The 12,454-nt window shown below is 70.7% G+C and carries 14 protein-coding genes and 1 pseudogene; 5 read left to right on the top strand and 10 right to left on the bottom strand.

What is annotated here, in order from left to right; translation table 11 throughout:
* Positions 1-28: 28 nt before the first annotated feature.
* Complete coding sequence (locus OG386_RS43635) at positions 29-1,378, top strand: Ig-like domain-containing protein (RefSeq protein WP_328792839.1); 1,350 nt, start codon at positions 29-31, stop codon at positions 1,376-1,378.
* Positions 1,379-1,511: 133 nt separating this feature from the next.
* On the top strand, positions 1,512-1,799 hold the full coding sequence (locus OG386_RS43630; RefSeq protein ID WP_328792838.1) for a DUF6207 family protein: 288 nt from the start codon (positions 1,512-1,514) through the stop codon (positions 1,797-1,799).
* A gap of 646 nt (positions 1,800-2,445) precedes the next feature.
* On the opposite strand, the pseudogene OG386_RS43625 reads toward OG386_RS43630, so the two are convergent.
* From OG386_RS43625 to OG386_RS43615, 3 genes and pseudogenes are all read right to left on the bottom strand, one after another.
* Positions 2,446-2,729, bottom strand: a pseudogene (locus OG386_RS43625) (glutamate-cysteine ligase family protein); the annotation flags it as partial.
* A 29-nt stretch (positions 2,730-2,758) separates the two neighbouring features.
* Entirely contained in the window at positions 2,759-3,031 is a 273-nt protein-coding gene (locus tag OG386_RS43620) for a delta-60 repeat domain-containing protein (protein ID WP_328792837.1), read from the bottom strand.
* A gap of 1,321 nt (positions 3,032-4,352) precedes the next feature.
* Positions 4,353-4,676 (bottom strand): helix-turn-helix transcriptional regulator, encoded by a 324-nt coding sequence (locus OG386_RS43615; protein WP_328792836.1) that lies wholly within the window; start codon positions 4,674-4,676, stop codon positions 4,353-4,355.
* A 405-nt stretch (positions 4,677-5,081) separates the two neighbouring features.
* On the opposite strand from OG386_RS43615, the gene OG386_RS43610 reads away from it, so the two are divergent.
* On the top strand, positions 5,082-6,842 hold the full coding sequence (locus tag OG386_RS43610; protein ID WP_328792835.1) for a SpoIIE family protein phosphatase: 1,761 nt from the start codon (positions 5,082-5,084) through the stop codon (positions 6,840-6,842).
* Between the two features lie 218 nt (positions 6,843-7,060).
* The gene (locus OG386_RS43605) at positions 7,061-7,510 is read left to right on the top strand and encodes a hypothetical protein (protein WP_328792834.1); all 450 of its coding nucleotides are present in this window, start codon (positions 7,061-7,063) and stop codon (positions 7,508-7,510) included.
* A 113-nt stretch (positions 7,511-7,623) separates the two neighbouring features.
* Here the strand turns inward: OG386_RS43605 and OG386_RS43600 are convergent, their stop codons facing one another.
* From OG386_RS43600 to OG386_RS43575, 6 genes are all read right to left on the bottom strand, one after another.
* Positions 7,624-8,649, bottom strand: coding sequence for an iron-containing redox enzyme family protein (locus tag OG386_RS43600; RefSeq protein WP_328792833.1), 1,026 nt, complete (start codon positions 8,647-8,649; stop codon positions 7,624-7,626).
* 11 nt (positions 8,650-8,660) lie between these two features.
* Complete coding sequence (locus OG386_RS43595; RefSeq protein ID WP_328792832.1) at positions 8,661-8,927, bottom strand: CDGSH iron-sulfur domain-containing protein; 267 nt, start codon at positions 8,925-8,927, stop codon at positions 8,661-8,663.
* Positions 8,911-9,552: a HemK2/MTQ2 family protein methyltransferase gene (locus tag OG386_RS43590; protein ID WP_328793560.1), complete on the bottom strand. Its 642-nt coding sequence runs from the start codon at positions 9,550-9,552 to the stop codon at positions 8,911-8,913. The genes OG386_RS43595 and OG386_RS43590 overlap by 17 nt, the downstream gene beginning before the upstream one ends.
* Before the next feature lie 269 nt (positions 9,553-9,821).
* Positions 9,822-10,088 carry a DUF4235 domain-containing protein gene (locus OG386_RS43585; protein WP_328792831.1) on the bottom strand — a complete coding sequence of 89 codons (267 nt, stop codon included), beginning with the start codon at positions 10,086-10,088 and terminating at the stop codon, positions 9,822-9,824.
* Positions 10,085-10,462, bottom strand: a complete 378-nt coding sequence (locus OG386_RS43580; protein WP_328792830.1) for a DUF3618 domain-containing protein — start codon at positions 10,460-10,462, stop codon at positions 10,085-10,087. The genes OG386_RS43585 and OG386_RS43580 overlap by 4 nt, the downstream gene beginning before the upstream one ends.
* 193 nt (positions 10,463-10,655) lie before the next feature.
* Entirely contained in the window at positions 10,656-11,705 is a 1,050-nt protein-coding gene (locus OG386_RS43575) for a YihY/virulence factor BrkB family protein (protein WP_328792829.1), read from the bottom strand.
* Positions 11,706-11,973: 268 nt separating this feature from the next.
* Between OG386_RS43575 and OG386_RS43570 the strand changes: the two genes are divergently transcribed.
* Positions 11,974-12,192, top strand: a complete 219-nt coding sequence (locus tag OG386_RS43570; protein WP_328792828.1) for a hypothetical protein — start codon at positions 11,974-11,976, stop codon at positions 12,190-12,192.
* 55 nt (positions 12,193-12,247) lie between these two features.
* Here OG386_RS43570 and OG386_RS43565 read toward each other — a convergent pair whose 3' ends face one another.
* Complete coding sequence (locus tag OG386_RS43565) at positions 12,248-12,415, bottom strand: hypothetical protein (RefSeq protein WP_328792827.1); 168 nt, start codon at positions 12,413-12,415, stop codon at positions 12,248-12,250.
* Positions 12,416-12,454: the final 39 nt, after the last annotated feature.

Below are 12,454 nucleotides of genomic sequence, written 5' to 3'. Positions count from 1 at the left end.
ATGCGGCAGCAACGAGGAGGAACCTCACATGGCCGTTCCACACGATCCTGTCATCGCCCGTCGTCCCCGGCCCCGGCCGCGTCTTCGCGCGCTGGCGACAGCAAGCCTGGCCACGGGGATGTCCCTGGCCTTGGTGCCGCTCCTGGCGGCCCCGGCCGCTGCCCAGGGCTGTGTGCAGACCGGCAGCCAGGTGGTGTGCACGTTCGACTACACCGGGGCGGCGCAGACGTTCACCGTGCCCAGCGGGGTGACGCAGCTGTCCGTGGATGCCCGGGGCGCTTCCGGGGGCGCGGCGGCCGGCAATGACAACCCTGGAGGCGTCGGGGGTGCCGGTGCCGAGGTGGACGGCACTCTGACCGTCGTGTCGGGCCAGACGCTCCAGGTCAACGTCGGCGGCGCGGGCGGGGTCGGGACGGACAGCGCCCCGGGTACCGGTGGCTTCAACGGCGGTGGCACCGGCGGCTCCTCGGACTCCGCCTACGGCGGTGGCGGTGGCGGTGCGTCGGACGTTCGCTCCGGAACCCTGGACCTGGCTTCCCGGCTCGTCACGGCCGGCGGCGGAGGCGGCGGAGGTGCCACCGACGAGCTGTCAGGCGGTGGCGGCGGTGCCGGCGGCCAGTCCGGGGTGAACGGGACCAACGGCACCGGCGGCGCCAACACCACCGGTGGCCAGGGCGGCGGCGGGGCCACCCCGACAGGCCCCGGTACGGGCGGGGCCGGCGGCACGGGCAGTGACAACAACGGCGGAAACGGCCAGCCCGGCGTGCTGGGCACGGGCGGAATCGGCGGAACGGGCAGGACCGGCGACGCGGGCGGGATCACCGGTGGCGGTGGCGGAGGCGGAGGAGTGAACGGCGGCGGAGGCGGCGGAGGCGGAGGCATTACCAACGTCGAGTTCTCGGGGGCGGGCGGCGGTGGCGGCGGTTCGAGTGCGGGACCGGCCGGCAGTACCTTCACCACCGGCGCGAACGCCGGAAGCGGGCTGGTCACCATCTCGTACACGCTGCCGGGTGCCGTGATCACCTACCTGGAGTCCCACCCGAACCCGTCGCAGCCGGGGAAGCCGGTCCGTCTGACGGATCTCGTGTGCCCGTCCGTCAGCGGACCGAACGTGCCCCGGCCGACCGGCACCGTTGCCTTCGCCGTCGACGCCGCTCCCGTCGGCACGGCCCAGCTGAGGCCCGCCGGCGGCAACTGCAGCGTCGCCTCCTTGATCGTGGACGGACCGGCACACGGTACCCACCTGATCACCGCCGTCTACTCCGGTGACGCCAGCTACCGTTCGAACCGCGACGCGCCGGAAACGCTCATCCACAAGGTCAAGAAGGACAAGAAGGACAGGAAAGAAGTGAAGCCGCCGACGAAGTGGTCCTGGTAGGGGGCCACCCGACCGTGCCCCGCCGTCCCAGGCAACACCATCGACGGCGGAGCGCGGTAGCGCCAACGACCGGGGCACAGTGAGATACGACGCAGTACGCGGGTCACGGCAGTGCGGGGTCGGGTCGGGTGGGGTGGAAGTACCGCTCGCAGGCGGCCAGTGCCCGGCCGGCGTCCCGCTCGGCCAGCAAAAACGTGCCCGGGAGATGAAGCCGATCGACGAGCAGGACATCGCGGAGCCCGGCCTGGTGGTGCTGGACATCACCGGCGGGAGCGAGGACTCCGTCCAGGCCGTTATGGCCGCGCTGGAAAAACGCTGGGCGATTTCGGGCATCGGCCCGGTGCATCGAGATCCCGGCAAACCCGGTGTCCGGGCCCGGATCTACGCCGACGTCCTGGGCCCGGGGCGGGAGTGCCCTTAGCCGGAGGTCTGGGCAAGCCCTGCACCGGAAAGGCTTGCCCAGGCCCCCTAAGGCTTGCCCAGTGCTGAGCGCGCTCACAGCAGCCGGTCCTGGGCACTCCCACCACAGTGCGCAGTATCCCGGGCGTGCGATGCCGGGCGCGCCAATGGTTTCGTCAGCGTCGAGCAGGAACCTGGTCAGCCCCCTCAGGTGGTCATCGCGCCGGGCCAGGTCTTGGCGCTTGCCGACCATGACGTCCAGGGCGATGTCCGGGCCGAAAGTCCAGGGTGGGCATGCTGCGGGCGGTCCAGCGCATCCTGGTGGCCTCTGTGGGTTCCGGCATCGTCGAACCGCACGACCACCACGTCATCGGGCTCTCCTAGGGCCTCGTTGGAGCAACACAGGCGAAGCCCGGATCGAAGCTGCCCTCCATGCTGTGATGGCTGCCCAGGTTCTTGTCCGACAGGCAACCCGAGGAGTCGAAGTGCCTGGCGTACCCGTCCCGGACCGAGCGCAGAAGGACTTGGCCCTCTCTGCGGGCTACGTGCTTCAAGGTCAGTAGACGCGTGGATACCGGAAGCTGCCGCCTGGGGGGCGGGGGTCTTCCGGAGCGGGCCCCGCCGCATGCCGCCCTTCCCCCCTGGCGTCATGCGGGGCGCACCGGCCCTCGCAGCGGCGCCGCACCCGTGGCAGCGATCCGGCAGCCGTTCGCCTCTGCGGCCGAGGCGACCGCATGGCGCAGCCGCAACAGATGGCCCCCGCCTCGTCCAGGGTTGTGCACACGGGAGTGGCCACCTCGATCTGACCCTGCAGCAGCTCGTGCTGGACTTCACCATCCTCCACGAGGGGTCCGAGCCCGGCCGCACGGCGGACCTCCTCGACCAGGGGCGCCGGCAGCCCGGTTGCTGGATCCACCAGCAAGTACTCTTCTTCGACGCCGACCGTGATCACCTGTTACGGATCCCCGGGATGCACCATGATCACCCCTTACATCGTGGCCGACCTGCGTCCGTGTCGAAGGTGGTGTCCAGGCTGCCGTCGGTGTTGTACCGGGCCAGCACGAAGTCACCGCCCGTGCGGCCCGCGACCATGATCCTGCCGTCGGCCGGCAGCGCCATCGCGCGGCCCTCGTCGGTACCGCCGAAGTCGGCGGTCGCTCTGCCGTCGGTGTCGAAGCTGGGATCCAGGTCGCCCGGGGCGGCCAGCGCGACGCCGGGACAGCACAGCACGAGCGCCGCACCCAGGGCCGCCACCGCCCCGACTCGGCTGATCCTCGACCGCTGCCAGCCTGTGGCACGTCTGGTGCGGCGCCTGGACGCGAAGAGCGGATCAGGGGAGAACATAGAAATAGCCATTCAAGCTGCCTCTCGCCTTCCGACCGCCACACGCCACCGCATCCAGCGGTCATCTCGGCAACGGCTCTCGCGGGTACCTCGTGCACCCGCTCGGGGCAGACCCAGGAGGACGGCACGCGCCAACCTGGGCCCCTCACCACCACGGCCTTCCCGGACACCCTGATGACGCTTCATGATTCGACCAAGCGGCGCCAAGGAGCGCCTGAACAGCCCAAGCACCCCCTTCGCGCCCGCGAGGCGGTGCCAGGGCACTGACCGCGAAGCCCGTGACCTATGGCGCTGGCGGGCCGGAAGTTCCGTACAGGCAACTGCGCAGGCCACCGCACGGTCACCCAACACGCTGCCCCGTGTTGACGGGACGCCGGACGAGGGGCTGTGCCCGTAGCCGGTCACAGGAGTCGAATGGCTGCCCGCGCCACCGCCTTGGGGCCGTTGGCAGGGCTGCCGGATGAGTGGAACTGCCACGTTCGCATCCGGCAGCCAGGGTGCGGAACTGGTGGCGTGCTCGGTTCGAAGGGCCGGGTCACCGTCCACGACCCGGTCGGCACCGAGCAGAGAGAAGCGCTGGCCAGGAAGTTCGACCGGCTGATCAACGAGCACCGCCCGGCCTGTCTGGTAGCCGCTCTCGGCCCGGCCGCCGGAACCGCGGCAGCCGTCTCCGTCGTGCTGTGGCTGTACCGGCACCGCGCGGACACCGGCGTCGTGATGGCCGTGGCCACCCCGCCCGCCATACCGCCACCACCGACGCCGTACGCAACGTGCGGGCTTCGCTCCGCCGTCAGGCAGCGTGCCACCGCCCCCAGGTGGCAGAGCCAGCCCCGTCAACGGGAATGCGGCAGAGCCCGGCCGGGGCGCCGGGCCTGGCTTGGGGAGCGTGATGGCCGGCACCGGTGTGTTCGCATCAAAGGCGGGCTGGTTCCAGCCCGCGTCCGACCAGGCCGCCAGTACCGCGTAATTCGCCCGCAGCCACATCGGCAATCGGTCAGTTCCTCTCCCCGCAGCCCGAGCGCAGGTCCATGCGCCGGCCCCCGTAGATCGAACAGGTCAGCAAGGCTTGCCGCTGCACCGGCAGACGTAGCGGCCAGTCGATCCGCACGTCGTCACCTGTCACCATCGCCTCGATGATCTCCCGGACAAAAACTCTCGGGACTCATCACCAAATCCGGCCTCGCCGGAGTGTTCCCGTCAAGACCACCGCAGCTCCACGTTCGATCCTCTGTCAGCGCAAAGCCTGTGCCGGATCGGAGCTGGATGTCGTGAACCACCCGCGGGTTTCCATGACACAGCCGGCTTCGATGTCTGGTCGGTAGTGGGTGAAGTAGAGGATGTGGAGCAGTCGGCCTCGGCTGTTCGTCCCCGTCTTGTCGAAGACCTTCTTGAGATGGTCCCTGACGGTGTGCGTGGAGATTCCGAGCCGTTTAGAGATCTCGGTGTCCGACATCCCGTAGATGACAAACTGTGCCACTTGCTGTTCCCTCGGAGTGTCCGCCGTTGATCCGGTGCTCAGAACGCGGCACGGACCGTACGACTCCAGCGTGGGCAAGGAGCTGATCAGGTTCGACTTCTAGGGCCTCGGCTCCCCGAATCCGGTCCTCGGGAGCAGCAGGGCCAGTTCGAACATCGGCTCCGCCAGATCCTCCGTGGGCCGGGTGCACACCTCGCAGTCGCGACTTTCACCACGCGCGGCCTCGGGCGGGCGGTAGCCGGAGCCGGCTCAGCCCTTCGCACCGACCCGGCGGCCGGGAGCCGCCCCTTCGGCGCACGCGCCCGTACCACCGTAGACCGGCGAAGCAGCCCGCCGCTGGCCTACCATGCCGTTGAGGGTTTCAAGTGCAGCGCGGCCGGAGGGCAGATGCCGAAACAGGGCGCGGAATCCGGAGTGGACCCGGGCGGCGCACGGCCGCGGGCCCTGAGGTTGGCGGGGCTTTCGGCAGCTTCCGATACCGGGATGGACCGCTTCGCCCGGCTGGTTTCACGACTGCTCCGCGTGCCGGTGGCCTTCGTTTCGCTGGTCGAGGAGGAGCGGCAGATCCTGCCCGGACTGTTCGGTCTGCAGGAGCCCTGGGCGGTGAGCCGCGCGCTGCCGCTGTCGCACTCGCCCTGCCGGTACGTGGTGGCCTCCGGGCAGCCTCTGGTCGTGCCCGATGCCCGCGCCGACGACCGGCTCCGTAGCAGCCCGGCCATCGGGGATCTCGGGCTCATCGCGTATGCAGGAACGCCGCTGACCGACGCCGACGGGTTGGTCCTGGGCTCCTTGTGCGCCGTCGACCACGAGCCGCGGACGTGGGGTGACGGCGAACTGGCCGACCTGATGGATCTGGCCGCGGCCTGCTCCGCCGAGCTGCGCCTGCGCATCCTGTCGGCGCAGAGCCGGTCCGCACAGAAGGTGCTGGAGACCGCGCGAGCCGCCGCCGAGCGGGCCCGGAGCGACGCGGAGCGCCTGGAGCAGGAAGCCCAGGCCGGCATGGACCACGCCGAGCTGCTGCTGAGGGCCTCGGAGGAACTGGCCCAGACGTCCGGGCTGGAGGACGTCCGGCGCCGGCTGCGGGACCTTTTCGTCGGTGCCGGAAAGCCCTCGTACGTCGGCCTGCTGGTCGCCGACAAGGACGAACTCCACCGGGTTGCCGACCCAGACGTCGAGCACTCGGTGGAACGGGAGGTCCTCACGCTGCCCGCGAGCGCGGCGTTCCCGAGCACCCGGGCCATGCGGGAACGACGGGCGGTCTTCGTGCCCGACCGTGAGGCGCTCGTCGCCGGGTACAGCCCCGAGGCGGTCGGCTTCTTCGACCGCATGGGCTTCACCACCGTGCTGTGCCTGCCGCTCTGGGGCAGCCGCGCCCTGCTGGGCGTACTCGCCGTCTGTTGGGCCAAGCGGCACGAGGTGGGGGTCACGGAGCGGGCCACGCTCACCGCCGCTTCCGGCTACATCGCACAGGCGGTGGAACGCGCGCTGCACCTCGACGAACGCATCTCCGTGGCCCGGCAGCTCCAGGAAGCCATGCTCACCGACCTCCCCGTTGCCGACCACATCGAGATCAGCGCCCTGTACGAGCCGGCCGCGGTCGGCGACATGATCGGTGGGGACTGGTACGACGCCTATCACCTACCACCCGCCTCACCCGGCGGCGAACCCGGAGCCCTCATGGTGACGGTGGGTGACATCACAGGCCACGACATGCACGCAGCCACGATCATGGGCCAAATCCGCAGCATGCTGCGGCAGGCCACCCTCGACCACCCGCCGTACAGCCCGGCCACGGCGCTGACCGCCCTCGATGCCGCTTGTTCGGTCTTGCCCATCGAGGCCGGCGGCACGCTGGTCCACGCACGCCTCGACCTCGCCGACGGCGGTCCCGACTGGACGCTGACCTGGTCGAACGCCGGCCACCCGCCGCCGCTGCTCCGTACCCCCGACGGCCGAGTGACCCTCCTGGAGGAGCACGACATCCTCCTCCACAGGGACCTCGGGCCGTTCCACCGGACCGAGGCTCGGCGCGGCCTTCCCGCGGGCTCGACGCTGTTGTTCTACACGGACGGGCTCATCGAACGCCGCGGCCACGACATCGATGCCTCCCTCGCCCAACTCGTCGCCCTGCTCGCCCGCCACGGTGACCGTCCGCTGCCCGAACTGCTCCACCGGATCAGCAACAGGCCCGCGGACCCGGCTCCCGGAGACGACGTCGTCGTACTGGCGCTACGCCTTCCCTGACTGCGCTGTCGCCGGATGTCGGCGGCCGCCGACCGCGTGACCGGCCGCGCCGAGGATCCGGCTAAAGGTCATGACGAGCAGAATGAGCCCGATGGTCCACAGGACGCAATTCCCGTTTGAGCAGTGATGTTCTCCGCTTCGGCTTGACGGTTCACAACCGGGGTAGACGCCAGCCGTGTCCGGCGGTTTGTTCGGGCGCGCATCCAAGGAGAAATTCCATGATTCTCATCCTCGGGCTCATCATTCTGATCGCCGCCATCATCGTCGGCCTGGCCGGAGTATTCGGCAATGCCGGCGCGGGGCACGATCTCGGCGTCGGCAGCGATTTCTCGATTTTCGGCTACCACGTCACCGGTTCAACCGGATCGCTCTTTCTCAGCGGAATCATCGTCGGAGCCGCCGCCCTCTTGGGTCTGACTCTGGTCATGATGGGCGCCCGTCGCTCGGCCCGTCGCTCGGCGCAGGCCCGACGGGAACTCGGCACGTCACGCCGTGAGGCCGCCGTCGTCGACCGCGAGCGCGACGATCTGATCAAGCAACGCGACGATGCCCGCGCCGAGACCGGGACTCCGATCGCCGACGCCCCCCGTGCCGAGACCGGTGCTCCGGTGACCGACGCCCCCCGCGGTCGAGGCCACTGGTTCGGCCACCGAGCCGCCCACCGCTGACGGCAGCCCGTGTCGTTCCGAAGAACCGTGGCCCATGCACCATCCGCCGAAGGAAGCGGCGCGCCGTGCCTGAAGAGGCCGGCGCGTCGCTCCCTGTGGTCGTGAGCCCGCCCTCACGGCCCCGGCAAGGGCGAACGCAGGGCGCTGCGCCCCTGGTCCCAGGCCTTGCGGAGGTGGGTCGCGAGGCGGTCCTCCAGCAGGACGGTCGCCGCGCACCCGAACGCGATGTCCGCCTCCAGGTCCGGCTCGTCGGCCAGCAGGCCTCCGATCACCTCGTGGCGCACCACCTGTTCGTGGACGGCGTCGGCTTCGACGTGCTCCGCGTAGAAGTGTTCGGCCGAAGGTCCCGCTCCGCAGCGCCGCATGGCCTTGGCGAGGCGCCTGGATCCGGGCGACGAGGTGACCTCGACGCACGCGAAGTGGCCGACGAGCGCGCCGCGCAGGGCTCGGTGGAGCCCGAAGAGGGACATCAGGTTCACGGTCGCGAGCAGCGGCGCCGGCGCGCGGTCCAGGTAGCGGCCGTAGCGGGGATCCAGTTCCAGGTCGACCATGAGGTCCGCGAAGAGTCGTGCGTGGATGCGGTCGGCGCGGCCGGCGCCGAACTCGTCGTACTCGATGGCGACCATGGCGGCCTTGGCCCGTCCGGTGAGCCGCGGAATGACCCAGGCGTGCGGGTCGGCCTCCTTGAGGTGGTACAGCGAACGAAGGGCCGCGTACTCGCGCAACTGCCAGAGCTCGCCGCCGGTTTCCAGGTGGTGGCTGAGACTGCCGGAAAGGTCCACGGGCTCGACGAGGAGCGGGGCGAAGGCTTCCTCGACCGTTCGGGGCGCGTCGGACAGCTCGGTGCGCAGGGCGTGCAGGACCCGGGTCTCCATCGACTGGCGCAGCCGCAACAGCTCCGGGTCCCATTCGCGCTCGTCGTCCACTCCGTCGAAGCCGCGGTAGTGCAGCTCGTACAGCAGGTAGAGGGCGAGCTGGAGGTCCTCACCCCACGGGTCCGCCTTGAGTACGGACCCCGTGGCGTACACCGGCGGGCCGCCGGATCGCAGGGCCTCGGTCACGGCGCGGGACAGCTCGCCGCACCCTTCGACCAGACGGGGGCCGGCGGCCGACGCCACCTTGGTCGAGCTCAAGCTCATGCGCGGAGGGGTCATCGCGGGTTCCTGTCCTCGGGAGGCGAGCCGCCCCGCTCGCGACAGCGGTGGCTGGTGTCGCACCAGGGGTAGGCACGGCTGCGGCGGCAGGTGCACACCGCGACCATGAAGCGGTCGGACCGGGCGACCGTCCCGTCGTCCAGGACGATCTCGACCGGCCCCTCGACCAGGACCGGGCCCTGCGGGTCCACCGATACCCGGCGGGCCGGCGCCCTTACGGAGGCCCGGGCCGGGGCCGGGGAGCTGTCAGAGGGACCGGGCACGGATGATCACCAGCTCTTCCCACTCGTCGGTTGCTGCCGCCAGACCCCGCTGCTCCAGCCAGGTTCGTCGCGAACGCAGCACGGGTCCCCACGGCACCGAGGCACTCGCCGTGACTTCTGCGGCCAGCCCCACCCCGGTCAGGCGATCGAGGGTCTCACCGGCCCCGCACATCGCGGAGTGCACCATGAGCAGGACGCCCCCGGGACGCAGCAGGGCCGGGGCGCCGGCGCAGATCCGGTCGATGACCCCGCGCCCGTCGGGACCGGCGTCCCAGGCCCGCTCCGGCCCGCGCGACGGCAGCCGGACCCCCGGGGCCGGGACGTACGGCGGATTGGTGACCACCAGGTCGAAGCGGCACCCGGCGGTACGCGCCGCGAAGTCACCGTGCAGGACGCGCAGCGGCAGCCGCCGGCGCAAGGAGTTCAGCCGCGCCGTGACCACGGCGGGCCAGGAAACGTCGACCGCCGTGACCCGGGCTCCCCTGCCCGCGGCGTGCAGTGCCAACGCACCGGTGCCCGTACCGATCTCCAGCGCGTCGGTCCTCGGCCCGAGCTCCTCCTGGGAGAGCGCCTCCGCAAGGAACAGGGTGTCCGCCTGCGGCTGGTAGACGCCCGGAAGGGCCATCAGGGCGACCGGGAACGGGGGCAAGGACAGAGCCGTGGCGGGCACCGCGTACCTCCCGGATTCGAATGCGGCCCGCGGAGCGGACCGCGGAAAATGGCGGGCATCCTGCTGCTGCCCCGATCTGAGCGGCCCATCCGAATTCTCGTCGATCTTCAGAGGATCAGACGAATATGGGCCTTCCCTCGCCCTTTCCCGCTATTTCCACACGCGGCCACTCGGTGTCTCGGCAGGGCCCTGCCGGTGGTGTGGCGCGCAGGGCGGCGCGGGGGTCAGGCCGGCCAGGTGCCCGTCACGCGACGTGTGGCCACGGCACCCGAGCGGTCGACAGCAGCCTTGACCACGGCGAAGATCGCGCCCTGGATGGCGGCGGCGATCAGGATCTGCTTCCAGGAGCGGTCTTCGTCCGTAGCGCTGGGAGCGTCGCCCTCCCCTTCGACGATCTTCCAGACCTGCTTGAATGCCGCCCCTGCGATCATGCCGCTGACAGCGCCCAGGGCCAGACCCACCGGCCTGTACGCGACCTCGGACGCTTTCATCGGCTTCGACGGCTGCGCCGCACCAAGAGGAGGACGATCAGAGCGGCGCCGCCGGCCACGAGCAGCGGCTTGCGGTGGGTGCGAGCCACGCTCGCGGCCCGGCCCGCCTGGTCCAGGACCGGCTCGGGCGTCGTGTCCTTCACCAGCTGCGCCGCATACCGGGTCTTCGTACGGATCTGGTCGGCGACCGCGCCGGCCGTTGCGGCGACCTGTTCCTTCATGGCGGCCGTCTTCTCTCGCGCCTGTGCCTTAATGTCGGCCTTGTCCGCCAGCGCCTCGATGGTCTGCCCGAGTTCGTCGCGGGTGCGCTCGACCTGCTCGCGCAGCTCGTCGGGGGTGGGTGTGCCGATATCGGTTCGGGGTTCGTTCGTCATCGGAACGCTTTCTCCTTGATCACGGCCGGATCGGCCTTGACGCTGTCGATGGTCTGCTCCGGGACGGATGCGCCGGCCTCGGGGACCCCTCTTGCGATGCGCACGCCCTTGTCATGGCGCGCCTACCCGGTAAACCAACGAGCACCCGCGCCACGAGCAGATGCTTCTGCGGAGGCTCCGCGGCACCGTGCGATCACCGCTCCATGCGGCGGCGGTCCTGATCGCTCCATGCACGGGTTCCACGCGGCCGGACATAGGGTTCGGCGTCCTCGGGCAGCCCTCCGGCTATCGCACGCTGCCGGGCCAGTTCCGCGTCGAACTCCAGCCCGAGGAGGAAGGCGAGGTTGGTGATCCACAGCCAGACCAGGAAGACGATCACACCGGTGACCGTGCCGTACGTCTTGTTGTAGGAGGCGAAGTTCGCGACGTAGAACGCGAAGCCGGCCGAGGCGGCCATCCAGATCACCAGGGCCAGGCAGCTCCCCGGCGTCACCCACCTGAATCCACGGCCCTTGGCGTTCGGCGCCGCCCAGTACAGGAGCGCGATCGTGATGGTGACGAGGAGGACCAGGACCGGCCATTTCGCGATCGACCACACCGTGAGGGCGCTGTCCCCGATTCTCAGGGCGGTACCCGCGCGCCGCGCCACGCCGCCGGTGAAGACGACGATCAGCGCGCCGGCGCAGGCGAGGAGCATCAGCGTGACGGTCAGCGCCAGGCGCAGCGGCAGCACCTTCCACATCGGGCGGCCCTCCGGCACGTCGTAGACGGCGTTCGCGGACCGGATGAACGCGGCCACGTAGCCCGAGGCGGACCACAGCGCCACGACGAGGCCGACGATCGCCATCAGCGATCCGACGCCGCTGCGGGCCTGCAGTTGCTCGACCGCCTCCCTGATCACGTCCTGAGCGGAGCCGGGCGTCAGCTGCTGAAGGTCGTCCAGCAGCCGCGCGGTCGTCGACTCCCCGGCCAGGCCCAGTAGGGAGACGAGTACCAGGAGGGCGGGGAAGAGCGCCAGCACCCCGTAGTAGGTCAAGGCCGCGGCGCGATCGGCCAGCTCGTCGTTCCGGAACTCCTCGACCGTGCCGCGCAGTACGGCCCGCCAGGAGCGTGCGGGCAGGTCGGAAGGCTGATCCGGGGCCCGCTCCTCGACCCGCTCGCTCGGGCCCGCGAGGGAGTGGTCCCGCCCGGTGTCGGCACGATCACGGTCACGGCCCTGAGCTCGGCTCGGTAGGGGTGTCATACCCCCCGGCTTTCCCCCGCAGCGCAACTCATGCCCGTACGGCATGCGGAAACGAGGCCCCTCGCGCGGGGCGCGCCCCTGGAGATGCGCCGCACGTCGTCGTGTCGGTGCGGTGGAGGTGATCGGCCACGTCACCGAAGTAGGGCAGGGCCTTCGCCGAACGCCCTTCGCCGGCCAGACCGCTCGGAAGACCGGGCAGGACGGCACCAACGGCTGCACGGCGTCCCGGAACTCACGGACCTCTCGCTCCAGGGAGTGGATGTCCTCGGTGCGGTCGACACGAGAGGGCGGCGAGAACGCGGTCCTCCAGCCGGTCGAGCGCGGCGCGCACCGTCTCGGCGGCCTCGCCGTATGCGCGGACGACGACGTCGAGCACGGCGTGCAGCACCGACAGCGGGCCACAGAGCAGCATGGACGGGTCGGCTTCCAGTCGGCGGGCTGCTTCGGCTGCCGGGTCCACCGGACGTGGCGGACGGTAAGTGCGTGACGGGCCCGACGAGGACCATCAACTCGCCCGTCTCCACCGCCGTTTCCTCGTCGACCTACCACAGGGTCTGCAGCGCGACGGCCAGTACGTCGCCGAAGCGCTCCCGCTTCGACCGCTGGCGCGCCTGGACCGCGTCCTCGACCGCCAGACGGTGCAGGCCCAGTTGCTCGGCCAGCTGCACGAGCTCGCCCTCGGGATGAGACTGGCGCTGACTTCCGTCCACCCCGCTGCGCGGAGGGCTCACCGGCGGCTGACGCGGACG

Source organism: Streptomyces sp. NBC_00273 (assembly GCF_036178145.1).
In the GTDB taxonomy this organism is placed as follows: domain Bacteria; phylum Actinomycetota; class Actinomycetes; order Streptomycetales; family Streptomycetaceae; genus Streptomyces.
This window is presented reverse-complemented; position numbering and strand designations above follow the sequence as displayed.

Coding starts and splice junctions, on each gene's coding strand:
- OG386_RS43635 (WP_328792839.1), top strand. CDS start 29: ATGGCCGTTCCACACGATCCTGTCATCGCCCGTCGTCCCCGGCCCCGG.
- OG386_RS43610 (WP_328792835.1), top strand. CDS start 5,082: ATGGACCGCTTCGCCCGGCTGGTTTCACGACTGCTCCGCGTGCCGGTG.
- OG386_RS43605 (WP_328792834.1), top strand. CDS start 7,061: ATGATTCTCATCCTCGGGCTCATCATTCTGATCGCCGCCATCATCGTC.
- OG386_RS43600 (WP_328792833.1), bottom strand. CDS start 8,649: ATGAGCTTGAGCTCGACCAAGGTGGCGTCGGCCGCCGGCCCCCGTCTG.
- OG386_RS43590 (WP_328793560.1), bottom strand. CDS start 9,552: ATGGCCCTTCCGGGCGTCTACCAGCCGCAGGCGGACACCCTGTTCCTT.
- OG386_RS43585 (WP_328792831.1), bottom strand. CDS start 10,088: ATGAAAGCGTCCGAGGTCGCGTACAGGCCGGTGGGTCTGGCCCTGGGC.
- OG386_RS43580 (WP_328792830.1), bottom strand. CDS start 10,462: ATGACGAACGAACCCCGAACCGATATCGGCACACCCACCCCCGACGAG.
- OG386_RS43575 (WP_328792829.1), bottom strand. CDS start 11,705: ATGACACCCCTACCGAGCCGAGCTCAGGGCCGTGACCGTGATCGTGCC.